Origin of the sequence: Streptomyces sp. NPDC021115, assembly GCF_044333065.1 — a bacterium.
Classification (GTDB): domain Bacteria; phylum Actinomycetota; class Actinomycetes; order Streptomycetales; family Streptomycetaceae; genus Streptomyces.
On the sequence record NZ_JBIRQF010000020.1, the window covers coordinates 119,936 to 144,066 of the forward strand.

The 24,131-nt window shown below is 70.1% G+C and carries 22 protein-coding genes and 3 pseudogenes; 17 read left to right on the forward strand and 8 right to left on the reverse strand.

The features are described from left to right. Positions 1 to 117: 117 nt before the first annotated feature. On the reverse strand, positions 118 to 588 hold the full coding sequence (locus ACH4TL_RS37950; protein WP_055553591.1) for a MarR family transcriptional regulator: 471 nt from the start codon (positions 586 to 588) through the stop codon (positions 118 to 120). Positions 589 to 1,058: 470 nt separating this feature from the next. Here ACH4TL_RS37950 and ACH4TL_RS37955 point away from each other — a divergent pair, with 470 nt between their 5' ends. From ACH4TL_RS37955 to ACH4TL_RS37980, 6 genes and pseudogenes are all read left to right on the forward strand, one after another. Next, complete coding sequence (locus tag ACH4TL_RS37955) at positions 1,059 to 2,462, forward strand: ATP-binding cassette domain-containing protein (protein WP_398327626.1); 1,404 nt, start codon at positions 1,059 to 1,061, stop codon at positions 2,460 to 2,462. A gap of 106 nt (positions 2,463 to 2,568) precedes the next feature. Then, a complete protein-coding gene (locus tag ACH4TL_RS37960) occupies positions 2,569 to 3,921 on the forward strand; it encodes an MFS transporter (protein ID WP_398327629.1) in 1,353 nt (450 codons plus the stop codon). A 45-nt stretch (positions 3,922 to 3,966) separates the two neighbouring features. Further along, the gene (locus ACH4TL_RS37965) at positions 3,967 to 4,881 is read left to right on the forward strand and encodes a transketolase (protein ID WP_398425432.1); all 915 of its coding nucleotides are present in this window, start codon (positions 3,967 to 3,969) and stop codon (positions 4,879 to 4,881) included. Beyond that, positions 4,878 to 5,903 carry a transketolase family protein gene (locus ACH4TL_RS37970; RefSeq protein WP_398327635.1) on the forward strand — a complete coding sequence of 342 codons (1,026 nt, stop codon included), beginning with the start codon at positions 4,878 to 4,880 and terminating at the stop codon, positions 5,901 to 5,903. Before ACH4TL_RS37965 ends, ACH4TL_RS37970 begins: the two co-directional genes overlap by 4 nt. A gap of 65 nt (positions 5,904 to 5,968) precedes the next feature. Continuing rightward, a complete protein-coding gene (locus ACH4TL_RS37975) occupies positions 5,969 to 6,736 on the forward strand; it encodes an SDR family NAD(P)-dependent oxidoreductase (protein ID WP_398327638.1) in 768 nt (255 codons plus the stop codon). Between the two features lie 231 nt (positions 6,737 to 6,967). Further along, positions 6,968 to 7,048, forward strand: a pseudogene (locus ACH4TL_RS37980) (TetR family transcriptional regulator); the annotation flags it as partial. 207 nt (positions 7,049 to 7,255) lie between these two features. On the opposite strand, the gene ACH4TL_RS37985 reads toward ACH4TL_RS37980, so the two are convergent. After that, on the reverse strand, positions 7,256 to 7,885 hold the full coding sequence (locus ACH4TL_RS37985; RefSeq protein ID WP_398327641.1) for a GntR family transcriptional regulator: 630 nt from the start codon (positions 7,883 to 7,885) through the stop codon (positions 7,256 to 7,258). A 507-nt stretch (positions 7,886 to 8,392) separates the two neighbouring features. Further along, positions 8,393 to 10,090, reverse strand: a complete 1,698-nt coding sequence (locus ACH4TL_RS37990) for a GMC family oxidoreductase (protein WP_398327644.1) — start codon at positions 10,088 to 10,090, stop codon at positions 8,393 to 8,395. Between the two features lie 468 nt (positions 10,091 to 10,558). Here ACH4TL_RS37990 and ACH4TL_RS37995 point away from each other — a divergent pair, with 468 nt between their 5' ends. From ACH4TL_RS37995 to ACH4TL_RS38005, 3 genes are read left to right on the forward strand one after another with little or no spacing between them, the layout of a single operon-like run. Further along, on the forward strand, positions 10,559 to 11,863 hold the full coding sequence (locus ACH4TL_RS37995) for a Rieske 2Fe-2S domain-containing protein (RefSeq protein ID WP_398327647.1): 1,305 nt from the start codon (positions 10,559 to 10,561) through the stop codon (positions 11,861 to 11,863). 7 nt (positions 11,864 to 11,870) lie between these two features. After that, entirely contained in the window at positions 11,871 to 12,833 is a 963-nt protein-coding gene (locus ACH4TL_RS38000; RefSeq protein ID WP_398327650.1) for a PDR/VanB family oxidoreductase, read from the forward strand. Next, positions 12,830 to 13,249, forward strand: a complete 420-nt coding sequence (locus ACH4TL_RS38005; RefSeq protein ID WP_398327653.1) for a nuclear transport factor 2 family protein — start codon at positions 12,830 to 12,832, stop codon at positions 13,247 to 13,249. Before ACH4TL_RS38000 ends, ACH4TL_RS38005 begins: the two co-directional genes overlap by 4 nt. Before the next feature lie 30 nt (positions 13,250 to 13,279). Here the strand turns inward: ACH4TL_RS38005 and ACH4TL_RS38010 are convergent, their stop codons facing one another. After that, a complete protein-coding gene (locus ACH4TL_RS38010; protein WP_398327656.1) occupies positions 13,280 to 13,984 on the reverse strand; it encodes a TetR/AcrR family transcriptional regulator in 705 nt (234 codons plus the stop codon). A gap of 754 nt (positions 13,985 to 14,738) precedes the next feature. Between ACH4TL_RS38010 and ACH4TL_RS38015 the strand changes: the two genes are divergently transcribed. Then, entirely contained in the window at positions 14,739 to 15,296 is a 558-nt protein-coding gene (locus ACH4TL_RS38015) for a condensation domain-containing protein (protein ID WP_398327659.1), read from the forward strand. A 195-nt stretch (positions 15,297 to 15,491) separates the two neighbouring features. Further along, on the forward strand, positions 15,492 to 16,721 hold the full coding sequence (locus ACH4TL_RS38020) for a PP2C family protein-serine/threonine phosphatase (RefSeq protein WP_398327662.1): 1,230 nt from the start codon (positions 15,492 to 15,494) through the stop codon (positions 16,719 to 16,721). A 284-nt stretch (positions 16,722 to 17,005) separates the two neighbouring features. Here ACH4TL_RS38020 and ACH4TL_RS38025 read toward each other — a convergent pair whose 3' ends face one another. Both ACH4TL_RS38025 and ACH4TL_RS38030 read right to left on the reverse strand, forming a co-directional pair. Beyond that, the gene (locus tag ACH4TL_RS38025) at positions 17,006 to 17,308 is read right to left on the reverse strand and encodes a hypothetical protein (RefSeq protein WP_398327665.1); all 303 of its coding nucleotides are present in this window, start codon (positions 17,306 to 17,308) and stop codon (positions 17,006 to 17,008) included. Between the two features lie 756 nt (positions 17,309 to 18,064). Further along, the gene (locus ACH4TL_RS38030; protein WP_398327668.1) at positions 18,065 to 18,961 is read right to left on the reverse strand and encodes a helix-turn-helix transcriptional regulator; all 897 of its coding nucleotides are present in this window, start codon (positions 18,959 to 18,961) and stop codon (positions 18,065 to 18,067) included. A 162-nt stretch (positions 18,962 to 19,123) separates the two neighbouring features. On the opposite strand from ACH4TL_RS38030, the gene ACH4TL_RS38035 reads away from it, so the two are divergent. Both ACH4TL_RS38035 and ACH4TL_RS38040 read left to right on the forward strand, forming a co-directional pair. Beyond that, positions 19,124 to 19,447 (forward strand): carboxymuconolactone decarboxylase family protein, encoded by a 324-nt coding sequence (locus tag ACH4TL_RS38035; RefSeq protein WP_398327671.1) that lies wholly within the window; start codon positions 19,124 to 19,126, stop codon positions 19,445 to 19,447. A 72-nt stretch (positions 19,448 to 19,519) separates the two neighbouring features. Beyond that, positions 19,520 to 19,927, forward strand: coding sequence for a cupin domain-containing protein (locus ACH4TL_RS38040; protein ID WP_351485117.1), 408 nt, complete (start codon positions 19,520 to 19,522; stop codon positions 19,925 to 19,927). 65 nt (positions 19,928 to 19,992) lie between these two features. Here the strand turns inward: ACH4TL_RS38040 and ACH4TL_RS38045 are convergent, their stop codons facing one another. Then, positions 19,993 to 20,172: a hypothetical protein gene (locus ACH4TL_RS38045; RefSeq protein WP_398327674.1), complete on the reverse strand. Its 180-nt coding sequence runs from the start codon at positions 20,170 to 20,172 to the stop codon at positions 19,993 to 19,995. A gap of 35 nt (positions 20,173 to 20,207) precedes the next feature. Here ACH4TL_RS38045 and ACH4TL_RS38050 point away from each other — a divergent pair, with 35 nt between their 5' ends. The 3 genes from ACH4TL_RS38050 to ACH4TL_RS38060 all read left to right on the forward strand — a co-directional run bounded on the left by ACH4TL_RS38050 (position 20,208) and on the right by ACH4TL_RS38060 (position 22,890). Beyond that, on the forward strand, positions 20,208 to 21,224 hold the full coding sequence (locus tag ACH4TL_RS38050) for a zinc-dependent alcohol dehydrogenase family protein (protein ID WP_398327677.1): 1,017 nt from the start codon (positions 20,208 to 20,210) through the stop codon (positions 21,222 to 21,224). 94 nt (positions 21,225 to 21,318) lie between these two features. Continuing rightward, positions 21,319 to 22,089, forward strand: a complete 771-nt coding sequence (locus tag ACH4TL_RS38055) for a glucose 1-dehydrogenase (protein ID WP_398327680.1) — start codon at positions 21,319 to 21,321, stop codon at positions 22,087 to 22,089. A gap of 132 nt (positions 22,090 to 22,221) precedes the next feature. Continuing rightward, the gene (locus tag ACH4TL_RS38060) at positions 22,222 to 22,890 is read left to right on the forward strand and encodes a hypothetical protein (protein WP_398327766.1); all 669 of its coding nucleotides are present in this window, start codon (positions 22,222 to 22,224) and stop codon (positions 22,888 to 22,890) included. Between the two features lie 247 nt (positions 22,891 to 23,137). On the opposite strand, the pseudogene ACH4TL_RS38065 reads toward ACH4TL_RS38060, so the two are convergent. Further along, positions 23,138 to 23,317, reverse strand: a pseudogene (locus ACH4TL_RS38065) (hypothetical protein); the annotation flags it as partial. Between ACH4TL_RS38065 and ACH4TL_RS38070 the strand changes: the two are divergent. Then, positions 23,249 to 23,818 (forward strand): annotated as a pseudogene (locus ACH4TL_RS38070) (hypothetical protein). The pseudogenes ACH4TL_RS38065 and ACH4TL_RS38070 overlap by 69 nt on opposite strands. Positions 23,819 to 24,131: the final 313 nt, after the last annotated feature.

Below are 24,131 nucleotides of genomic sequence, written 5' to 3' on the forward strand. Positions count from 1 at the left end.
GTGTGGCGCGCGGCTTGGGGCGCGTGGACGTGTGGGGGAGCTGCGTAGGGGAGCCAGCACACCCAGCCCCCGCTGCAGCAGCGGCAAGGGCAGTAGGCGTACGGGGAGTAAGGCCGGTCAGGCGGAGTGGTCGCGCAGGCGCTGAGTGAGAGCCTCGAGCGCGCCGAGCGCCGAGCCGAGGGCGTCGCGGTCGCCGTCGGTGAGGGTATGCAGCGCGGACGCGAGCTGCGCCGCCGCGAAGCTCTCGACCTCGCGGATGCGCTGACGCGCCTTTGCGGTGACGCACAGGCGCGCGACCCGCTTGTCGGTGTCGCCCTGATGCCGTTCGAGCAGGCCCGCTTCGGTGAGGCGGGTGACCAGGGCGCTGACGTTGTTCGGCATCATCCGCAGTGCGTCGGCCGCTTTGTGGACGGTGGCGCCGTCATTCTCGGCGACGTACTGAAGCAAGGCCAACTGCCGCTCGGGGAGCTTGGCGTAGGGCAGCTGCCGGTCGACGCTCTGTTTGATGTACCGGTTCAGTGCGGGCAGGCACGCCACGAGGCCCGCGGCCACATGGTCGACGCTCCGGCTCGGACGAGCCTCACTGATTCCGGACACGCCACCAAGTTACCTATGAGGAGAAACCTATGTCAACATACTTATTGATGATCGCGAGCGGCCCAGGTGGCGGCGGCCGGGTCGGCGGGTAGCCCGTACCCGAGGTACTCCGCCGCCTGCACGGCGGGCTACGCCGCCTCGGTCACGCCATCAGCACAGCCGCCGACCCCACCAAGGCCGAAACCGGCTCGCACCCTTCGGGTCGAACGGGGAGTGCCGAGGCCCCTCCTCGGTCCCGGTCACGATGACGAGCAACGATCCTCTGCTGTCTGTTGACAGTCGGCATTTCAGTCGCTCACTATGACCGCGACAAAGGATTCACCTTTAGTCGAAAGTCGCTTTTCGGTCAAATGTCGCGGCCCCGGTGTCCGAGTACGGACAGCACGCGCCGTCGGCATGGAAACACCTCGAATCGAGGTCACGGCTATGACCGCCCCTCTCCTCCCCTCCATGCTTCTCTCTTGACCGTTCGCGGCCCGACCAGAGCGTTCGGCTCCACCCGCGCGCTCGACGGAGTCGACCTGACCGTCAAGGCCGGCGAGGTGCACGCGCTGCTCGGCGCCAACGGCGCCGGCAAGTCGACTCTGCTCGCCATCGTGGCCGGTATCGAGAGCGCGGACACCGGTGACCTGGAGGTCGCAGCCGGGGGCTCCCGCGATCGCCCGTCGGTGGCCATCGTCTACCAGGAACTGTCTCTGCTGCCGCATCTGTCGGTGCTGGAGAACATCGCCACCCACGAACTGCTGCTCGCCGGCCGGGCACGGGGGCGTCGGCGCCGAGCCCGTGCAGCCGCCCGCGCGGCACTGGCTTCCCCGGGCCAGGACACCGTCATTGACCTGGCTGCCCGGGTCGGCGACCTTCCGCTGGACCGCCAGCAGATGGTGGAGATCGCCCGCGGGCTCGCGCAGGGCGCCCAGCTGCTGCTCCTGGACGAACCCACCGCCTCGCTGAACCGGCCGCAGGTGGAGCGGTTGTTCACCGTGCTGCGCGGGCTGACCGCCGACGGGGTGGGTGTGGTGCTGGTCAGCCACCGCTTCCGGGAGATCCGCGAGGTGGCTGACGTGGCCACCGTGCTGCGGGACGGGCGCACGGTGGCGGACCGGGTGCCCTTGACCGACATCGACGACCAGGCCCTGCTGACGACCATGGTCGGGGACGCCGCCCGGGCACTCGACCGGCCGACGCCGGTGGCCGACGCGGTGACCGGCGAGCCGCCTCTGCTTGAATTGCCCGACACCGAGGCGCCCCTGCGAGTCGGCCCCGGCGAAGTCGTCGGGATCACCTCGCTCGATCCCAGTGCCGCCAGCGACCTGCTGCTACGAGCCTGGGGTGACCGCTCCCACCCGCCCGGTCAGACGATGCGGGTCCTGGGCCGGTCCACTGCCCGTTGGTCGCCGCGGCGCGCGGTGCGCGCGGGCGTCGGCTATGTCTCGGGCAACCGCGCCCGCGACGGCGTCTGGGGAAACCTCAGCGTGCTGGAACATCTCGTCCTACGACGTCGCCGTGCTGAAACAGTCGCCCGGGTGGCCCGCCCCGGACGTCGACTGTATGCGTCACCTGCTCGACCGCGGAGTGCGCTGCGTCGGTACGGACGGTCCCAGCATGGGAGCCGCGCACGACGGAGGTCCGGTCCATGTCGAGGGTCTGGGCGGTGGCGCCGTGTTCATCGAAGGGCTCGCCAAACTCGACCAACTCCCCACCACCGGCGCCCACTTCCAGTTCCTCCCGCTGAAGATTTCCAGGTCGTCCGGCGGACCGGGCAGGGCGGTCGGCTGGTTGCCCGTGGCCCGGTAGCGGGCCCTCCCTCGCGGAAGGAACCGCGCGCTACCCGAGTAGATGACGCGGATCTTCGTCGGATGGGTTGACAGCGCTTCATCATCGCCGCAGCATCGCTCTCGACTGTTGACTGTCAACAGACAACAGTCGGCATTTTCCGGGACAGATGACCGCCTACGATCGAGGAGGATCGGCATGGCTGAGTCCAGGGCGCCGCACCAGGCGGTGCACGGGTCGCCCGAGCGGCTGAGAGTCGCCGTCGGGTGCGGGGTCGGCGCGACCATCGAGACGTACGACTTCATCGGCTTCGGCACGGCCGCGGCGCTCTATTTCGGCGACGTGTTCTTCCCCGACTCCGACCCGCTGTCGGCGACCCTGCTGTCCTTCGCGACGCTGGGGATCGGCTTCGCCGCCCGGCCTCTGGGCGGTATCGTCGCCGGTCACCTCGGGGACCGCGTCGGCCGCAAGCCCGTACTGGTCGGCTCCCTGTTGCTGATGGGCATCGCAACCGTGCTGATCGGCTGCCTGCCCACCTACCAGATGGTCGGGGTCTGGGCGCCGGTCCTGCTGGTGGCCGTCCGTGTGATCCAGGGGCTCGCCTTCGGCGCCGAGTGGGGCGGTGCCATCCTGATGACCTTCGAGCATGCGCCGTGGCGACGGCGCGGCCTGTACACGGGCATCACACAGGCGGGCTTCCCGGTCGGTCTGCTGCTCGCCAACCTCGCCTTCCTGTTCAGCCGGCACACCCTGGACGACACCTGGGCCTGGCGCGTGCCGTTCCTGCTCAGTGCCGTGCTGATCGCCGTGGGCATCTTCATCCGGCTCAAGATCGACGAATCGCCCCAGTTCGAGGAGGTCAAGGAGTCCGGCGAACTCGTCAAGAACCCCCTGCTCACAGTGATCCGCGAGGACTGGCGCAACGTTCTGCGGGCCTTTTGCCTGCGGACCACGGAGACCGCGGGGTACGCCGTCTCGGTCACCTTCGTCCTGTCCTACCTGGATGACGGCGACGCCCCCGACGTCTCGAGCACCACCACCCTCACCGCGCTGGTGACGGCAGCGGCCCTCGGCATCGCGGCCACCACGCTCTGGGGCCGCCTGTCGGACCGGGTCGGTCGCCGCCCGGTCTACCTGTTCGGCTGCGCGGTGAGCGTCGTCTGGGGCATCCCGCTCTTCCTGTTCGTCAACACCGAGACCGCGGCACTGGTTACGGTCGCCTTCCTGATCAGCTACGCCGTCTGCCAGAACTGCCTGGCCGGTGTGCAGGGGGCCTGGTTCTGCGAGCTGTTCGCCACCAAGACCCGTACCGCCGGAACGTCCCTGGCCTATCAACTGTCCGCGGTGGTCTCCGGGTTCACGCCCATGATTGCCACCGCGTTGTACTCCGGCACCGGCTGGATCGGCCCAGCGGTGCTGTTCACCTGCTACGGCCTGCTGGGCTTCGTGGCGACGCTGGTGACGCGCGAGACATGGGGCGAGTCGGAGCGCCGGGAGACCGACCGGGTCGTGACGGCGTCCGCCGGACCCGTGCTCAAGGCCGCCCACTGAGACCTCAAGGCCGTCCACCGAGAGAAAGAGATGAGGATGACTACGATGACCACTCCGGCCACCCCCGCGGCGGGGGTGTCGCCCGCCGAGCGGGTGCGTGCGCTGAAGGAATCCGCCTACCGCATCCGTATGCACGCGCTGGACATGGGGGAGACCCAGGGGCAGGGCTACATCGGACAGGCGCTGGGTGTGGCCGACGTCCTGGCCGTCGTCTACCAGGACGTCCTCAACCACCGTCCCCACGAGCCGGAATGGCCGCAGCGCGACAGGTTCCTGCTGTCGATCGGGCACTACGCGATCGCGCTGTACGCGGCGCTCGCCGAGGCGGGTGTGCTGGAGGCCGGCGAACTCGCCACCTACGGCAGTGACGACTCGCGTCTTCCCATGTCGGGCATGGCCTCGTACACCCCCGGCATGGAGATCTCCGGTGGCTCCTTGGGGCACGGTCTGGGCGTGGCCACCGGCATGGCCCTCGGCCTGCGCCACCAGGGCAGCGACGCCCGCGTGTTCAACCTGCTCTCCGACGGCGAACTCGACGAGGGCTCCACCTGGGAGGCGGCGCTGGCCTGCGCCCATCACGGGCTGGACAACCTCACCGCCATCGTCGACGTCAACGCCCTCCAGGCGGACGGCCCGACCAAGGGCGTGCTGCGCACCGAGCCGGTCACGTCCAAGTGGGAGGCGTTCGGCTGGTATGCGATCCGCGTGGACGGCAACGACATCGACGCGCTCGTCGCGGCCTTCGACAGCCTGCGCGAACACCGCGGATCACCTGCCGTGCTCATCTGCGACACCAGGATCGGGTGCGGTGTGCCGATGCTGGAGATCCGGGAGAAGGCGCACTTCATGCGGGTGGAGGAACACGAATGGCAGGCGGCCCGCGATGAGTTGACCGAGCGTCACCTGGCCGGGGCCGACTCCGACCGCACAACCACCCACGGAGAGGGACTCGTCCGATGAACAGCTCCGCGCCGACTCACGCCGCACCCACGCCGGCCCAGGCCCCCAAGCGGAGGCTCACCACGTCCGCGATGATCGCCTCGATCGGGGAAGAGGGACAGCGCACCACGAGGGCCCCCTTCGGGCACGCGCTGGCCCGGCTCGCCGAGGAACGCCCCGATGTGGTCGGGCTCTCGGCGGACCTGGCGAAGTACACCGACATGCACGTCTTCCGCGAGGCCCACCCCGACCGCTTCTTCCAGATGGGCATGGCGGAACAGGTGATGCTGGGCGCGGCGGCGGGGCTGGCCGAGGTGGGGCTGACCCCGTTCGCCTCCACCTACTCCGTCTTCGCCACCCGCCGCGCCTACGACTTCCTGTGCCTCGACATCGCCGAGCCGCAACTGAACGTCAACGTCGTCGGCGCGCTGCCCGGACTGACCACCGGCTACGGGCCCAGCCACCAGGCGACCGAGGACCTGGCCATCCTGCGCGGCATGCCCGGCCTGACGATCGTGGACCCCGCGGACTCCGTCGACATCGAACAGGCCGTCCCGGCGCTGGCCGCCCACCCCGGCCCCACCTACACGCGACTGCTGCGTGGGGCGGTGCCCACCGTCCTGGACGAGTACGACTACCGGTTCGAGCTCGGCAAGGCGGCGCAGCTGCGTGGCGGCCGTGACGTGCTGTTCGTCTCGACCGGCCTGATGACGGTACGGGCCCTGAGCGCGGCGGCGGAACTCGAAGCCGACCACGTCGACGTCGCCGTCCTGCACGTGCCGACGATCAAGCCGTTCGACCGTGAGACGGTGCTGCGGGAGGCCGGCAAGGGACGCCTCGTGGTGACCCTCGAGAACCACAGTGTCGTCGGGGGCCTCGCCGAGTCCGTGGCTTCCAGCCTGGCCTTCGCCCAGCAGACGGCCCGCATCGTCCCGATCGGCCTGCCCGACGAGTTCCTCGCCGCGGGCGCACTGCCCACCCTCCACGACCGCTACGGCCTCTCCGTGGCGGCGATCAAGGAACGCGTCCGCCGCGAACTCTGATCCCGCGCGGGACGTCCGCGCTCACGCCCTTCCTCACTCCCCATTCCACTCCTCAGGAGAACCGCATGGCCAGCGAGCACACCCCCCGCACCGCCGTCGTCACCGGGGCGGGCTCCCGTCGCGGCATCGGACGCGCCACCGCGCACGCGCTGGCCGCCGCCGGCTACCACATCGTCGTCCTCGACCTGGACAAGGAGGCCGCCGAGGACACCGCCCGGGAGGTCGCCGCCCGGCACGGCGTACAGGCGTTGGGCCTGGCGGCGGACGTCACCGACGCCGACGCGGTTGACGCGGCGATCACGCAGGCCGAGGCGGGACTCCCGCCGATCGGTGCCCTCGTCAACAACGCGGGCATCACCTCGCCGACCCGTTTCCTCGACGTCACGCCCACCGAGTGGGACAAGGTCTTCGAGGTGAACGTCCGCGGCAGCTACCTGGTCACCCACCGGGTGGCCGCGGGGATGGCCGAGCGCGGGTTCGGGCGCATCGTCTTCCTCTCCTCCGTGTCGGCCGAGCGCGGCGGCGGCGTCTTCGGGGGAGTGGCCTACTCGGCCGCCAAGGCCGCCCTGCTCGGCTTCGCCAAGGCGCTCGCCCGCGAACTCGGGCCCTCCGGGGTCACCGTCAACTCTGTCGCCCCCGGCCTGATCGACACCGACATCACCCAGGGCAAGCTGGACGAGGACCGCAAGGCAGCCATGATCGCGGACGTTCCCGTGCGCCGTATCGGCAGCGTCGACGACGTGGCCGACGTCATCGCCTTCCTCTCCCGGCCCGAATCCGGCTACCTCACCGGCGTCACCTACGACGTCAACGGCGGATCCCACCTGCACTGAGGCGACGGTCGGGGTCGTTCGCTCACCTCCGGGATCCGAGCCCGGGGGTGAGCGGACCCAGGACCTCCTCCGGCGGAAGCGCTCCGCGCCACTCTCACCCGGGGCCCGTGGTCACCTGGCGGCGGTCCTGGGCGATCGCGGCGAGCCCGACGCCGTAGCGGATCTCTACCAGGTCGTGGGCCGCTTCATACGGAACATGCCCCAGGCCACTGCGCAGAAGGATCTGCGGGGGCCGCCGTCGACGAGATCGCGCGCCGCGCCCGCATCGACAAGGGCACCGTCTACCCGCGCTGGAGGACGAAGGAGATGCTGTTCGCCGAGTTGCTGTGGCGTGAGTGCCAGGGCGTGCTCGGTGTCATCGCCTCCGAGGTCGAGCAGGATTCGGCGGCGCTCGCCCGCCTCGTGGGGTTGCCGTACGGCAGGCCCCTCCACGGAACACCGGGCGGGCCTGCCGGGTCGGGTGATCTGACCTTGCCGAGCGTGCCCCGGTATGAGACATGCACCTTAAGGTCGCGGCGGTCAGGCGGTCTCGTGCGTGCCGTCGCGTCCGATGCCCAGCTGCTCGATCGCCGAGGCCATGTGCGCGTGCAGGATCTCCTGGGCCGCTGCGGCGTCTCCGCGGGCGATGGCGTCGGCGATGGGCTCGTGGGCCGCCGCGGACATGGCCACGTCGCGGCGTTCAGTGGCGGCGCTCATGATCACCACGCGCATCGGCCCTTCGAGCTGTCGCCAGGTCTTGAGGAGTACCGAGTTACCGGACAGCTCGCACAACAGCAGGTGGAAGCCGAGATCGGCCTCGACCTTCGCGGCCAGGTCCGCGCCTGACGCGAAGGCCTCCTGGAGCTTTTCCAGGGCCTTGCGCAGGGCCTCGGCCGCGTCCTGCCTGCGCGGTGACGCGATGATCTGTGCCACCGCGAGTCCTTCCAGCGCTTCCCGGACCTGGAAGAGTTCCCGGACCTCGGTGGGGGTCAGCTGGGACACGCGCAGCATGCCACGTGCTCCCGCGGTGACGAGGCCTTCCTGCTGGAGGTGGCGCAGGGCTTCGCGCACCGTGCCGCGGCTCACCGACAGGTGCTCGGCGATCTCCACTTCTCCGAGGTGGTCGCCAGGCTGGTACTGGCCTGTGGTGATGGCCGTCCGTAGTGCCACGAGCGCGCGCTCCCGGAGGGTTGTCGAGCGGGTGAGACTGGAAAGCGCCTGACCAGACACGGCTTAACCCTCCTTCAACTCCTCGAGTGATCATAGTAGCCCGAAATGATGTCGTCTGTTGACGGTCGGCATGAGTGGGTCCGGCGGAGCGCCCCCGAGATCAGCACCGATCCAGTACGACGGCCCCGAGCGGTCCGGAACGGGTGGCAGCGGAACTCAGCACGACTCCAGTTTGGGCTCGCTCGGAGTGAGTGAGCCCAAGCCGTTGACCTGTGCGTTCGTCGTCGAATTCGGAGTCTGCCAGCGCGACGCGGCGCGTACTTCCCGGCTAAGCCGACACCAACTCAGCACAGGTTTCTACGGGAGTTGGAATCCTGTGACCAGGTCCGCATCCGGTTCCGGCGGCAGATGGCTCGCGCCAGCTGGACGGCTCCGCCGAAGGCCGACTGACGGCTGCGTTCCCGCCCGTCCGGCCTGAGGTGGCCGTGGCGGTCGACGTGACCTTGATCAATCGGTGTCCGAGCTATCGGGCCACCTCGTGGATGGACACCTCGTGGGCGTGACGGCGGTGGCGCCGGAGGAGGCCGGCACCCCGCGGATCAGGTCCGATGCCTTCTCGGCGACGGCGATGACGGTGGCGTTGATGTTCGCTCCGGGCACGCTGGGCAGTACTGAGGCATCGGCGACGCGCAGTCCGCCGATGCCCCGCACCCGCAGGTCGGGGTCGACAACGGCGTCCTCGGAAGTTCCGATCGCGCAGGTGCCGCAGGAGTGGTTGGCGGAGTAGCCGGTCTCCCGCAGATAGCGCTCGAAGTCCTGGTCGGTACGCACGTCGGGGCCCGGAGCGAGTTCCGCCCGGACCATCGGGGCGACGTCGGGGCTGCGCAGGATGGCCAGCGTGGTGCGCACGGTCTCCCGCAGGGCGGCGACATCCTCCGGGGCGGTCAGGAGGTTGAACGTGATGCGCGGAGGGGCCGTCGGGTCGGCGGAGGCCAGCCGGACCTCGCCGCGGCTGCGTGGGGTCGCGACGGCATTGAGGGCCACGCAGTGGCGGTCTTTGAGGGTCCGGATGCCGGGGAACCAGGGCCGGGCGTCGAAGCCGCCGGCCAGGATGCCGAGGAACCCGTCGGGGCGGTCCAGGCCGGCGCGGGTGCGAACGTAGGCGGACAGGAACTCGGGCATCCGGGCCAGTGGCCCGCTCCCGGTGAGGAACCAGCGGGCCGCGCCCAGCACCAGCCGGTCGGCGCGCAGGTGCTGGTGGAAGGTCACCGGATCCTTGACGTCGAACAGCACGGGCGCCGCCGGATGCTCCTGGAGGTTGCCGCCGACTCCGGGAAGGTTCACCACCGTGTCGATGCCGACCTCACGCAGGTGGTCCGCCGGGCCGATGCCCGAACGCATCAACAGCTGCGGCGAGTTGTAGGCCCCGGCGCACACGACGACCTCGCGGGCCGCCCGGATCACCTGGCTGCGTGAGCCTTTCATGACACGGACGCCGGCCACTCGTCCGTGCTCCAGCACGAGCCTGTCCACCAGCACCCCGGTGAGCAGGGTGAGGTTCGGGCGTCGCCGCAGCGCGGGGCGCAGGTAGGCGGCGGCGGTGCTGTGGCGTCGGCCGCGGCGGATGGCGGTCTCGTTCTGCCCGGCGCCGGTGGGGTCGCCGCTCTGCGTGTCGTCAGGGAACTCGATACCCAGCGATCGGGCGGCGCGGTCCAGACGCCGGCCGAAAGGTCCTCGTCGGGCGGAGGACGACACGGTGACGGGCCCGTACCCGCCGTGGTGCTCGGTGTCCCCGCGCCAACTGCTCTCCGCGCGGCGGAAGTACGGCAGCAGATCGTCCCAACCCCAGTTCGTGGCACCGGACTTGACCCAGTCGTCGTAGTCGAGGCGGTGCGCGCGGACATGGGTCGAGCCGTTGATCGAACCGGTTCCGCCGACCAGTCGGCCACGTGGGATGGGGATCCGTCTGCCGTTCAGTCCCGGCTCGGGCTCCGACTCGTATCCCCAGCCGATCTTCTTGCGGCCGGACAGCAGACCGACGCCGAGGGGCAGTTGGACGAGCAGATTGCGATCCGAGGGCGGGCCGGCCTCGATCAGCAGCACGCTTGCGCCGGTGTCGGCGGACAGACGTGCGGCGACGACGCAGCCGGCGGTGCCCGCGCCGATGACGACGTAGTCGTACTCGGCGCCGTGTCGGGCGCTCATGAAGCAGGTCCGGGCATCATCGACTCCTTCGGCCTTGGGCGGACGCGCGGCAGCGGCGGGAGCGCGGGGGTGCGGTGTGGTGGTCGCTCGTGCGGCGCGTTCTCAGGGGTGATCGCGAGACGTCGAAACGGGCCGTGGACGGCTCGTCGTCTCGGCGCCGTGCCAACGTAACAGAGCGATTGGGCGATCCGACAGGCTCTGCAAGTAATTCATCAAAGCAGGTCAAGCAGTTGACAGTTTTTCATCAGGGCCGTACAACGGCAGGAGCGCCATGCGGGCCGAACCGCCTGCCGCGTCTGCCCGAGCCGTGGAAGCGGGGCCGCCGTACCTCCGCGGTGTCCCCGCTGGACGGGAGCACGAAGGAGCCTTGAGCCACAGGTTCTCCTCAGCCGTCCGAACCTCCGATGGCCTTGCTTCCGACGGCCTCGTCCACGCGCCCCCGCCTCAACACCGAGGAGATGGTTGAGCATGACCGAGACCACCGTCATCGACACGGGAACCGGATATGGGCGCAAGCCCTCGTCGCACGACGCCCGTCTGACCGAGGTCGGCCCCGGCACGCCGATGGGCGAGGCGCTGCGCCGCTACTGGCACCCGATCGCCAGCTCCACCGCGCTGACCAGCGACGTTCCGCACCGCGCCCGCCTCTTGGGCGAGAACCTGATCGTCTTCAGGGACGGCCGGGGACGCGCGGGCGTGGTTTTCGAGCGGTGCGCTCACCGCGGCAGCAGCCTCCATTTCGGCCGCATCGAGGAGGACGGCATCCGCTGCTGCTACCACGGCTGGAAGTTCGACGTGCAGGGCCAGTGCGTGGAGCAGGCATGTGAGGTGGACGGCGGTCGCCGCCGCAACCTGGCACGCCAGCCGTGGTACCCGGTGGAGGAGCGGTACGGCCTGGTCTTCGTCTACATGGGCCCGTCCGAGCTCAAGCCCCCGCTCCCGCGATTCGACAGCCTGGAGCCCCTCGAAGAGGGCGAGACCTACTTCAGCAGCTGGACGGTGCCCGGAGCCGAGGTCCTCGGTATGGAGCAGGACTTCAACTGGCTCCAGCTCTTCGAGAACGCGGTCGACCCCGTGCACGCGTCCTGGCTGCACTCCACCCACAGCGGATTCCAGTTCCAGGGGACCGGCACCACCGGCTTCCCCGAGAGCTTCTACGACGCCTCCACCGTCGCGGAGCGCGTCACCTACCACCGCACCGACCACGGCGTGAAGTACGTCCAGCGCTACCAGGACGAGAAGGGCCCCGACGGGGAGCTCGTGGACATCGACTGGTCGGTGGAGCTCCACCTGCCGAACATCATCTGCCTGCCCAACTTCAACAGGGTGACCCCCGACACCCGGAACGACATGCTCATCTGGGTCGTCCCCGTCGACGACACGCACCACCGTCTGGTCTTCACCATCCGCGCCGCCGACCCGAAACGGCTCGAGGACTTCGTCTTCGGCATCAAGCAGAACGGCAAGGACGGCTGGCTGCTGACCGGCGAGGAGCGCCAGCGCTTCCCCGGCGACTACGAGGCTCAGCGGTCGCAGGGCGACATCACCCAGCACTCGGAGGAGACCCTGGCCCCGTCCGACCGCGGGGTCGTCATGCTCCGGCGCATGCTGCGCACGATGGTGGACGACGTCGAGGCGGGCCGGACCCCGCTGGGCGTCGCCGCGCCCGGCGAGCCGGTCCGGCAGGTGGAGTCCGGGGCCCTCATCCGGCGGGAGGCGGCGGACCAGGCCGGGGCGGCCGGGATCGCCGCACCCACGGCCGCGGGGGCGTGATCGAGGCGTGACCACCACCTGGACGGACGTGGTCGTCGTGAATCGGCACGACGCCGCGCCGAGAATCGCGGTCTTCGACCTCGCCCGGGTCGACGGCGGCGAACTGTGGGAGTACGAGCCCGGCGCCCACGTCGACGTTCAGGTCGGCGAGACGGGACTGGTCCGGCAGTACTCCCTGTGCGGCCCGTCCGGAGCCCGCAAGCAGTACCGGCTCGCTGTCCTGCACGACCCCGCGTCACGCGGCGGCTCCCAGGCGATGCACGCCCTCGCCGAGGGCGACACGCTGCGGATCGCCGCACCGAGGAACCGCTTCGGTCTGGCGCACGCGCGCCGGCACCTGCTCCTCGCGGGAGGCATCGGCATCACCCCGCTGTTGTCGATGGCCCAGACCCTCGATGCCACCGGCGGGGACTACCACCTGCACTACTGCGCCCGCAGCCGGGCCGAGGCGGCCTTCGTCCCCGAGCTGGAGAACCACCCGCGCGTCACCCTCCACTTCGACGACCAGGGCCCGGAGCAACTCCTCGACCTGGAAAGCGACATGGGCAAACCCGCTCCGGACACCGCGGTCTACCTCTGCGGTCCCGGCGGGTTCATGGACTACGTGCTCGGGCGGGCGGCCGAACTCGGATGGCCCGCGTCCGCCCTGCACAAGGAGCGCTTCAGCGCCGCGGTGCCCGCCGCCGAGCCCGACGGCGGAGAAGGGGACGGCTTCACGGTCCGGCTGTCCTCGACGGGGGCGGAATACCCCGTCCCCGAGGACCGGAGCGTCCTCGACGTCCTGCTGGCGAACGGCGTCGACGCCACCAACTCGTGCGGGCAGGGCATCTGCGGTGAGTGCATCGTGCGGGTGCGCGCCGGCGAGCCCGATCACCGAGACGACGTCCTGACCGACGACGAGCGCGCGGAGGGCCTGTTCACCCCGTGCTCGTCGCGGTCGAGGTCCCCGATCCTGGAGCTGGAACTGTGACCAGCTCGCCGACGGCGGTGACCCCCCACCCCACCCCTGCCACCGTCGAGGAGGCCGAGGCCGCCTGGCTCGCGGCCCAGACGCTCCCCGACCCGGAGCGGGCGATCCGCGCCCTGCTGCACCCTGACTGCGTGATCGTCCACAGCGCCGTCGGCCACATCCACGGCGTGGACGACTGGCTGCGGTACGCGGCACGTCTGGGCCGGACCAGCCAGGTGGACACCTACGACGTGACCGTCCGGCGGTTCGGCACCACGGCCGTGGTCAGCTGCCTGCAGGAAATGCGCGTTGCCTTCGTGCCCGAGCTGCCCCCGTTCGTCATCCAGGCCGCCGTCAGCCGGGTCTGGGTGGCGGGCACATCGCACGACTGGCTGCTGGCGCACATGCAGCTGGCCCGGCGGCTCCCGCCGGGATGATTTCCGTGCTCCCGATGGGCGGGAGCTACGTCATTCTTCGGGCGCGTCGCCCACCGGTGTACCGGGCACCGCCGCTTCGTCGGCCGTCGTCTCGGCAAGTGCGTTGATGATCCGGGCCACCTGCTCGGCGTAGTGGTTGATGAACTCCTGCGAGGTGGGGTCCTGTCCGGTGAACTCGCGGGCGATCCACGGTAGGGCCGTCGGGGCGATCGAGGCGGCGAAGAAGGCGAGGGACACCGCTCCGACATCGAGGTCGGAGCGGATCTCGCCGCGCGCCTGCCGCTCCCGCATCTCCTCGATGTTCTTGAACAGCTCGGCAGCGCGCTCGTCCTCGGCCGGAGGGCGTGTGCCGGTTTCTTCGCGTGTCAGCGTGTGGACCCAGCCAGGATCCTCATACGCCATGTGGCAGTACCGCCGGACGGCTTCGGCAAAGGGCAGGGCGTGACCGACGGGCATGGCCGTCTCCAGCCACCGTTCGCTCAGCGCCTCGTACAGACCGCGTTTGCTCCCGAAGTAGTAGGTGATCAGCTGATGGCTGACACCGGCCGCCTCCGCGATACGGACGACCCGGGCCCCGTCGAAACCGTGGGTGCCGAACTCGGCGCCGGCCGCGGCCAGAATGGCGCGCCGGGTACCCACGGGGTCCCGCTGGCGGCCGGGATCATTGGGGTGCCTGCGGCGCTGCCGCCTGCCGGACGGTTCCGTCTTGCCTGCTGTCGTTTCCTCCGCTGCCACAAGGACGACCTTACCGGCGGTTTTGTCCGGGCAGGCCGACCACCGCTTGGCGGCCTTCGGCCATCGCCGCCTTCCCCGACGCCGACGTCGAGTACGCGCTCGGAGCCGTCATCCAGGAGGGCATCGCCGAACTGCCGCTGGACGACCCGCTCCCGGTCAACCGCGGGGCATACGGTGGAGATCCGCGTCGAGTACGAGATCGCCGAGGACCTCGGCGCGGAGGGATCTTCACGACCGTGATGCCGGCGCTGGCGAGGACGGCGTCGAACGCATCGGTGAACTGCCGGGCCCGGTCCCGCACCAAGACCGCGAACTCGGATGCTCGGTCTCCCAGTTCCGCGGCCTCGGAGTGCTGCGGCGCAGCACGGCTACCTCATGGCGGAGCACGAGTAGCTCGACGTCCTTGGATGCGGAGGAACGGCCGAGCAGCACAAATGGAGCGGCGTCGTCCAGCCACTCAGCAGTCCCACCTGGTCGCTGACGCGCACCGCGATCGGCGCGTTCGGGCTCGCCTGAACCGGGATGACCGTACGCCGACGCGGACGGATGCTCCCGGCGGCGAGGCCGTACACGTTCCGGGGCGCCGGGTGGCCGCCGCCGATAGCAACGGCGCGGGCGACTCCCAACGGGTGCGCTTTTTCCGCTCTCCTCGGCAGCGGGTAACGCGGCGGCTGCCTTCGCCGTCACCGCACAGCCTGCCCATCGGGCCCACAGGCGACGGACTCCGGGGCTTCTTCGGGCCGGGCGTCGCGGCTTGAGGCAATACCGGGGGCACATTGCCGCCGAGTACCTGGAGATCACGGGTCCGCTCGAGGTGGCCTCACTGGAGGACGCGCTGCGCCGGGCGGTGGCGGAGACCGACACGCTCAATGTCGGCTTCACCGAGGGCGACGACGGCCCCCGGCAGGTGTACGCACCGGTGCCCGACTGGCCGTTCCCGGTGCTCGACGTGTCCGGGGAACCTGATCCGCGCGCCGCCGCCGAGGCGTGGATGCGGGCCGAAGTGGCGCGTCCGGTGAGCCTGGAGTCCGGCCGGACCTTCGTCCTCGCGCTCCTGCGGACCGGGGACGACCGCCACGTCCTCTATCTGCGCGGCCACCACCTGGTCACCGACGGATACATGTGCGCGCTGTTCGCGCACCGCGTGGCCGAGGAGGTGCTGGCGGCTCTCATGGTGCTCATGGCGGCCGCCCTGCTGGTCACGCACACCACCACCCTGGACGCGCTCGCGCTGCCGCTTCACCCTGGTCATGGCCGCAGGCTCCACCGTCGGCGCGGTGCTGGGCGGGCTGCTTCTGGGGGTGTTCCCTGACCTGGTGCTCATCCCCACCCTGGTCGTGATCCTGCTCATCTCCGCGGCCAAGCTCGCTCGCCACGACTGATGACGCGGAGACGACGCGGAGACCAATCTCGCGGTGTCCACGTTTCGTGACTGCCCCTGGATTCCTCGACGCCTACGTTGACAGGTTTAGGCTGGTGAAAGGGGTACACCAAGGGAACCGAGGCCATGAGTGGGCACAGTGAACTTCCCCGACTGCTGATAGCGGCGGAGATGGCGGCACCGGTGGAGGCCGTCGACGTGGTCGCCGAGGACCTCCGGCGGCGTTTCAACGCCACGCGGGTCTCTTTCCTCATCCTGGATCTGACCGGGAAGGCAGTGGCGCGCCTGTCCATCGCGGCCGCCGAGGAAGCCGGACGGGCCGCGGAGCGGATCGAACTGTTCGGCAGTGTCTACGAGCGGGTGATCCGCACCCAGCACCTGTACCAGGAAGCGACCGGACAGGGACAGCGAGTGATCGCGCCGGTCACCAACCGTGGCGACGCGATCGGTCTGCTCGAGGTGCTGCTGCCGGCCGAGCCTGGCGATGACATCCTCGACGCCGTAGGAGACGCTGCCCACGTCCTCGCCTACATCGTGATCGCCAACCAGCGCTTCACCGATCTCTACACCTGGGGCAAACGCTCCAGACCCCCCACCTTGGCGGCGGAGATCCAATACCAGCTGCTGCCCTCATCGCTGTCGTGCGAGGCCGCCCAGTTCGCCCTGTGCGGGAATCTGGAACCCTCGGAAAAGATCAGCGGCGACACCTTCGACTACACCCTGGACCGCGACACCCTGCACCTTTCGGTCACCGACCCCATGGGCCACGACACCAACGCCGCACTGACCGCCACCATCCTCATGGGCGCCCTGCGCGGCGCCCGCCGCGCCGGAGCCGACCTGACCGACCAGGCCCGGCACGCCGACCAGGCCCTCACCGACCACGACCGCGGCCACGCCACCGGGCAACTGCTGCGCATCTCCCTCCACACCGGGGAGGCAGAACTCGTCAATGCCGGCCACCCCTGGCCGCTGCGCCTCCGCGGGGAGACCGTGGAGGAAATTACCTGCGACGTGAACCACCCCTTCGGACTGCCCCTGACCGCAGCCCACCCCTACCGCTCCCAGGACATCGACCTGCGCCCCGGCGACCGTCTGATCATGCTCACCGACGGCATGCTCGAACGCGACGCGCAGAGGGTGGACCTGCCCGCCCTGCTGAAGAGCACGCGGCACCTCCACCCGCGGGAGACCGTGCTGACACTGACCACCGAGGTCCTGGAGGCCACCAAGGGCCGGCTGGAAGACGACGCCACCGTGATGTGCCTGGACTGGCACGGCCCCCAGGAGACCCACCGGCAGGTCAGCTCCGGCGCGGACCTCCAACAAGCTTCACCCGCCCGCATGAAGCCGTAGCCGACAGCCGGTAGAGGCTCTAACTCCTCACCGCCGCAAGGAATTTGACGTACAGTCAAATTTGGGCGACAGGTCGGATACCGCTGAACTCAACGCCTGCTGTCACCCGGCTCGAGCAGGCCGGCGCACACACTGCGATACGGGAACGTGGGAAGAGACGCGCGGCCGTCGCTCGCGTGGGCGGCCGAGGAGCCGGCGGGCCAGGGCGCCGGGGGAGAACAGGACGCGCTCCTGATGGCGTCCTGATACCCCTCTGACGCGGCTGACGTGGGCCCTGACGCGGGTCACTCCAGCCCAGACGCCTTGAGCACGGCGTGGGTCGTTCCACCGTCGATCCGCTCGCCCAGCCGCCGCAGCGTGTCCTCCCCGTGTCGCCAGGTGCCGCGCTCCAGGGAGCGCCGGGCGCCGGTTTCCAGCCCGTGCCACAGCAGGGGGTCGTCGAGCAGGACGCGAGGTTCGAACGCCATCGAGCAGCCGTACGCGTCCCGCAACACGATCCGGGTGGCGATCTTGCCGTCCTGCCGTATCGAGACCAGGGCGTCGGTGGCCGCAATGCGGAGAAGACGAGGATCGCGAGGAGGGCCCACAGATCGGCGCGGGCGACGGTGAGCCCACCCGAACCCCAGTCCTGGAGGTAGCAGGTCGCTACCCAGCGTTCCATCTCCGCGTTCATCCGGGGCATCATTACGCCGGTGAGCACGGTCTGGATCCCGGCGTCGGCGAGGATCGCGTCGAACATCTGCGGGTACTTCCCGTCCCGATCGCGGATCAGCAACCGTGCCCGGCACCTGGCGTTCTCCAGGTCCATGACCAGATGGCGCGCCGCCTGGGCAACCCATACCGCAGTCGGGTGCGTGGTCGCGCCGAGGACCCGAATGCGACGGCTGGCCTGCTCGATCGCCGTCAGCACATATAGTCTCGCGCCGGTGTGTGTGACGCAGGGCGTCGGCCTGTGACCGAGCCGCCGCAGCTCACCTTGCATCCTGACGTACCCCCAGGTCGGGTTCTCTAGCGCCAAGCGCTGAATGAGCGCGACCGTCTCTCCCAGCAACGCTGGCCGACCGGGTCCGACCGCCGTCTGGCGCCACTTCCAGCGCACCAGACGCCGGTGCCAGGTCAGCAGCGTGCCCGGGGTGACCAGCCGATGGCGACGTAAGACGGAGGGAAGGTGCCGTGCAAGGGCGGAGAGCACACGCAGGCGATCGCAAAGCCCCGGGTCAACCACCGTACGACAATAAAGACACCCTCAGGGTCTGTCTCGGTGCCGCGTCACCTCACTGCATGGGTGTTGGCTCATGCGTTGTTCGGCGGGGTCTAGCCGGGCGACGTTGGGGGGGCTCTCGCTATACGGTCTGTTCGCCGCTGGTGTCCGCGGTGTCCGGTTGGTCGTCCTGGTCGAGAGTGGCAGCCCAGCTGGCCAGGAGCTTGAGGCTGTCGTGGGCGAGGGTGCCGGGTTCGGCGCTGAGGGCGGTGAGGGTGAGGCCGGGGTCGGTCGGGATGGGCATGGCTTCGAAGGGGAGGGCGAGGTCGCCGACCGCGGGGTGGTGGAAGTACTTGACGCCGGTCTGGTGCAGCCGCACGTCGTGGGCGGCCCACAGGGTGCGGAACTTCTCGCTGCGGGTGGAGAGTTCGCCGACGAGGTCGGTCAGGTCCCGGTTGTAGGGGTCGCGGCCTGCCTCGGTGCGCAGGAGGGCTACCGCTCCGGCCGCCTGGCGTTCGAGCTGCGGCAGGAAGTCGGCGGCGCCGGGGTTGAGGAACTCGTACCTGGCGAGGTTCACGGGGCGGGCCGGGTCGGCGAAGACCGGGTCGTACAGGGCGCGGCCGAGCCGGTTGGTGGCCAGGATGTCGAGGCGGCCGTTGCGGATGAAGGCGGGTGCCTCGGTCATCGCGTCCAACAGATGCTGCAGGGCCGGACGGACGGGCTGCGCCGCTCGTCGGCGGGTGGGGCGGCGGGTGGTGTTCGCGGTGCGCGCGAGGTCGTCCAAGTGGGCGCGCTCGGCTTCGTCGAGCTGGAGGGCTCGGGCGAGTGAGTCGATGACGGTCTCGGAGACGCCGGAGAGGCTGCCGCGCTCCAGGCGGGCGTAGTACTCGGCGCTGACGCCGGCGAGCATCGCGACTTCTTCCCTGCGCAGCCCCTTGACGCGCCGGTTGCCGGTGTAGGCGGGCAGCCCCGCCTGCTGGGGCGTGATCTTGGCACGGCGGCTGGTCAGGAACTCGCGTACCTCGCTTCGGTTGTCCATGCCTTCGAGGCTACGACGGCTTCCGCGATCGTGGGGTGTACTGCCAGTACACGTATCAACGAGTCCTTCCACGCGTCTGTGACCTGCAGTTTCATCGGTAGTGACGCAAGTGGACCAGGCCGGCCGATGAGCGCCGCCGAGTCACACGGAAGGACACGAACGATGACCGAGAAGACCCCGCCGGGACCGCGCGAGCTGTTCGGGGACATCGCTCCCGCGCTCGCCGGCTACAGCGAGGACGTGCTGTTCGGGCAGGAGTGGAAGAGCCCGGAGCTGTCCCCGAGGGACCGCAGCCTGGTGACCGTGGCCAGCCTGATCACCAGCGGCAGCAGCGAGCAGCTCTCCTTCCACATCCCCTTGGCCAGGCAGAACGGCGTCACCGAAGAGGAAATCATCGGGACGATCACCCACATGGCGTTCTACGCCGGCTGGCCCAGGGCGATGTCCGCCCTGAACGTGGCCCGGGAACTGTTCCGCACGGCCTGACCCCCTTCTCACCCCCGGGTTCACCCACTACGACCGCCCTTACGGCGGCCGACGCAAGGAGCACGTACCACCATGGAGATCCTCAAGCAGCCCGCGACCATGAAGCTGCCTCCCCACATGTTCGCCGGCGACGTCTGGGCGGACGTGATCTACCGGGGCGAGGAGCCCTCCCGGGCACGGGCCAACATGGTCCGCTTCGCGCCCGGTGCCCGCACCGCCTGGCACAGCCACGGCCTGGGCCAGACCCTGCACGTCGTGTCCGGGGTCGCCCTGATCGGCACCCGGGACGGCGTGATCATCGAGGCTCACCCGGGCGACACCATCGGCTGCCCGCCCGGCGAGGAGCACTGGCACGGCGCTTCCCCGGACCAGTTCATGGAGCACATCGCCCTGTGGGAGGGCGACGAGGTCAACTGGCTGGAGCACGTGACCGACGCCGAGTACGGCGGCCCGCGCACCAGCACCCGTACCTCGCACTGAGCACAGCTGACAGGAGCGCGAGCGTCAGCTGTGACCGGGGACGGCCACCCACACGGTGGCGGTGATCACGCACGCGGGAGATCGCCGAGCGGAACCGCCACCCGCCTCCCCGACAACGCCGTGACGGCCGCATCGACGCTCAGCGCCGTCGGCCGGGCGACCTCGACGCGCCGCTGACGCGGCCGGGCGAGCTGACGGAACAGCCGCCCTTCCCCCTCGCCCGGCTCCGGCAGCCGACGCCCCACCCCCGTTCAACCTCCACCTCACTCTGGAATGAGTCATGCGCGCAACCGTGATCCACGCCCCCGGTGACATCCGGGTGGAGAACCTCCCCGAACCGAAGATCCTCGCCCCCACCGACGCGGTGATCCGGACCGTCGCCGCCTGTGTGTGCGGCTCGGACTTGTGGGACTACCGCGGCATCAACGACGTCGCCCAGCCCACGCCGATCGGCCACGAGTACGTCGGCCTCGTCGAGGAGACCGGCGCCGAGGTGAAGGACATCAAGCCGGGGCAGTTCGTCATCGGCTCCTTCTTCGCCTCCGACAACACCTGCCCGATCTGCCGCGCCGGCTATCAAACCTCCTGCCCGCACAAGGAGTTCGTCGGCGGCTGCCAGGCCGAGCACATCCGCATCCCGCTCGCCGACGGCACCCTGGTCGCCCTCGACGGGCAGCCCGACGACAAGTTCGTGCCGAGCCTGCTCACCCTCTCCGACGTCATGGGCACCGGCTGGTACGCGGCCGTCGCCGCCGAGGTCAAGCCCGGCTCCACGGTGGTCGTGGTCGGCGACGGCGCGGTCGGCCTGTCCGGCGTCATCGCCGCCCGCGAACTCGGCGCCGAGCGGATCGTCGCCATGAGCCGCCACGCCGCCCGGCAGCAGCTGGCGACCGAGTTCGGCGCCACCGACATCGTCGCCGAACGCGGCGAAGCGGGCGTCGCCCGCATCAAGGAACTCACCGGCGGCATCGGCGCCGACTCCGTCCTGGAGTGCGTCGGCACCCAGGAGTCGATGCGGCAGGCCGTCCAGGCCACCCGCCCCGGCGGCAACGTCGGCTTCGTCGGCGTCCCGCACGACGTGGCCCTCGACGGCCAGGAACTCTTCTTCTCCCACGTCGCCCTGCGCGGCGGCCCCGCCCCGGTACGCCACTTCCTGCCCGACCTCATCGACCGCGTCCTGAACGGCCGAATCGAGCCCGGCAAGGTCTTCGACCTGACCCTGCCCCTGGACCAGGCCGCCGAGGGCTACCGCGCCATGGACGAGCGCCGCGCCATCAAGACACTGCTACGGCCATGACACACCGACCGTCCCCCCACACCGCAGGGGCGAGATCCCGCCGAGCCCAGCCCGGTCGGCACTCACCCCGGCCCACGATTGGAACCACATCCTCATGAACCCGGCGTACAACTTCGAGCAGCAGGTGGCCCTCGTCACCGGAGCGGCCTCCGGCATGGGCCTGGCCACCGCCCGGGCCTTCGCCGAGGCCGGCGCCTCCGTCGTCCTCGCCGACATCGACGAGAAGGCCGTCCAGCGCGCGGCCGAGGAGCTGACCGCGGCCGGTCACCAGGCGATCGGTGTGGCCTGCGACGTCACGGACGAGGACCAGGCAGCCGCGATGGTCGACCGCGCGGTCGCGACGTACGGCCGCCTCGACATGGCGTTCAACAACGCCGGCGTGCAGGTCCCACCCAGTGACGCGGCCGACGAGACGGCCGAGAACTTCGACCACGTCAACGCCGTCAACCTGCGCGGCGTCTGGGCCGCCCAGAAGCACGAACTGCGCCAGATGCGGCGGCAGGACAGCGGCGGCGCCATCGTCAACTGCTCCTCGCTGGGCGGCCTGGTGGGCCTGCCGGAGCGTGCCGCGTACCACGCCTCCAAGCACGGCGTGATCGGCCTGACCAAGAGCGCCGCCGTCGAGTACGCCCCCAAGCGCATCCGCATCAACGCGGTGTGCCCCGGCGTGATCGACACCCCGATGGTCGCCGACATGCTCGAAGGCCAGGCCGAGGCCATGGCCGAGATCATGAAGCAGCAGCCGATCGGGCGACTGGGCCGGGCCGACGAGATCGCCGCCGCCGTCCTGTGGCTGTGCAGCCCCGCCGCGAGCCTCGTCGTCGGCGTCGCGCTGCCCGTCGACGGCGGATACACCACGAGCTGATCAGCCGCCGTTCCGTGCGGCCGAGGTCAGGACGGCATGGATTCGACGCTCTCACCTTCCACGCCGTCGGGCCTCGGCCCGATCGCGGCGCGATTCCTTCCCCTGCTCCCGTGTTCCAGGAGATCACCCGTCATGTCCGTCTCCCTTGCCGCGTCGCCGTCCGCCACTGGTGACGTCGCCGGTTCGCGCGGCGCAGACACCGCCGCGCTCGCTGCCGCCGTGCTGGGCTTCTTCGTCATCACTCTGGACACCACGGTCGTCAACGTCGCCCTGCCCGCCATCCGCGACGACTTCGGCGGCGGGATGACCGGGCTCCAGTGGGTGCTGGACAGCTACACGCTGATGTTCGCCGCGCTGCTGCTGTCCGCCGGGGCCGTCAGTGACCGCATCGGCGCCCACCGCGCCTTTGGCACCGGCATGGCCATGGGTGAGTTCCGCGAGCAGTGTCGATACGTTGTGGCCGCTGACCGTGGTGCAGGTCAGGCGGGTGGCGGCGTGGATCGGTGTGTTGCTTCCGGCCAGGAGGCAAGCGACGGCGAGGAGTTCGTCCGCGCGTCGCGCGACGGGCTTTCCACTGGAGTGCCACGGTGTCAGGCGCAGACTCCACTCGGGCCACAGGGCGGTCGGCAGCAGTCGGACCCTGGCGTCCTGGTTGCTCGGGGCGTGGGTGGAATCGACGGCGGTTCTGTGGCGCAGCCAGGCAGCGCACATCGCGCAGGACCACGCTCAACGGGGCGCCGCCCATCCCGTACAGCGGCCAGCGAACCGCGTGTTCCGCGTCCGCGAGGAGGTCATCGATGAGGCGCTGGGTCCGCATCGCGGCGCCGTCGGGCTCAAGGGCCACGACCGGGGTGTCTGCCAGCGGATGGTGGCAGCGGCCGCCTCGCGGTCCGTCGGGCTTGGGGCCCGCGCACCGTCCCGGGCGGGGCGTCTCACGTCGGGGGTGGGCGTGCACGCGGGGGATCCGGTGGCATGCCGGGCAGCGGTCGGCCAGCAGCACCTGATGGCGAGTGCAGGCGAAGGACCAGCCCAGACGCCAGGTCACCTGCCAGCGTCCGCCGCTGTCTGCCAGACAGACGGGACAGTAGCGAGACCCGTGAAGGGTGTCGTTATTGCCGTACGGCGACTGACCAGGGGCTTTGCGATCGTTTGAATATGTCTGAGCTGCTTCCTCCTGCTGTGCCGTTCGCCTGCCGCAAACAACGCCGAGATCCTGGCGCTGCGTCATGAGGTCGCCGTCCCGCGCCGACAGGTCGATCGCCGCGATTGTCGTGGGCCGATCGTGCCGTGCTCTCCGCCCTCGCCCGGCACCTGCCACCCGTCTTACGCCTCCACCGGCTGGTCACTCCGGGCACGCTGCTGACCTGGCACCGGCGTCTGGTGCGCTGGAAGTGGCGCCAAGCACCGGTCATACCCGGCCGTCCGCCGTTGCCGGAGGAGACGGTCGCGCTCATCCAGCGACTGGCGAGGGAGAATCCGATCTGGGGGTACGTCAGGATCCAGGGTGAACTCGCCGGCTCGGTCATCGGGTCGCCGCTCCGCCACAATCCGGCGCGTGCTCGATCTACGAGCACCAGACGACGACCCGAACGTCATCCCCCTGCCCGCTGCCACGGTCAGGCGTCGACAAGTACTTGGCGGACTACTCAACGAGTACCACACCACGCCACTCCGACTGCCTCACCATCCACAGGAAAAGCCCAGCTCGGCAGCCTGGTCGGCATATTGACACCCTTCACCCGCAACAAGTACCGCGGCCCACTCCTGGGAACCGCCTACGTCCACACCGTCATCGACGGTCACTCCCGCGTCGAGACGAACGGCAAGGAACGCTTCCACCGCACCCCGGCCGACGGCTGGGCAATCGGCCGCTTCTACTCCAGCAGCGGTTGTCCGGCACGTCCAGGCGCGCAGGTTCAGTCGCGGCCACTCTCTCGGCCGCCCCGGAGGACACCGCCACCCAGGACGCCGGCCAGTGCAGCAACCTGCAGTGCTGTGTTGCGATCCTCGGTCGCCCCAGAGGGCGACTCCAGAAGCTGAAA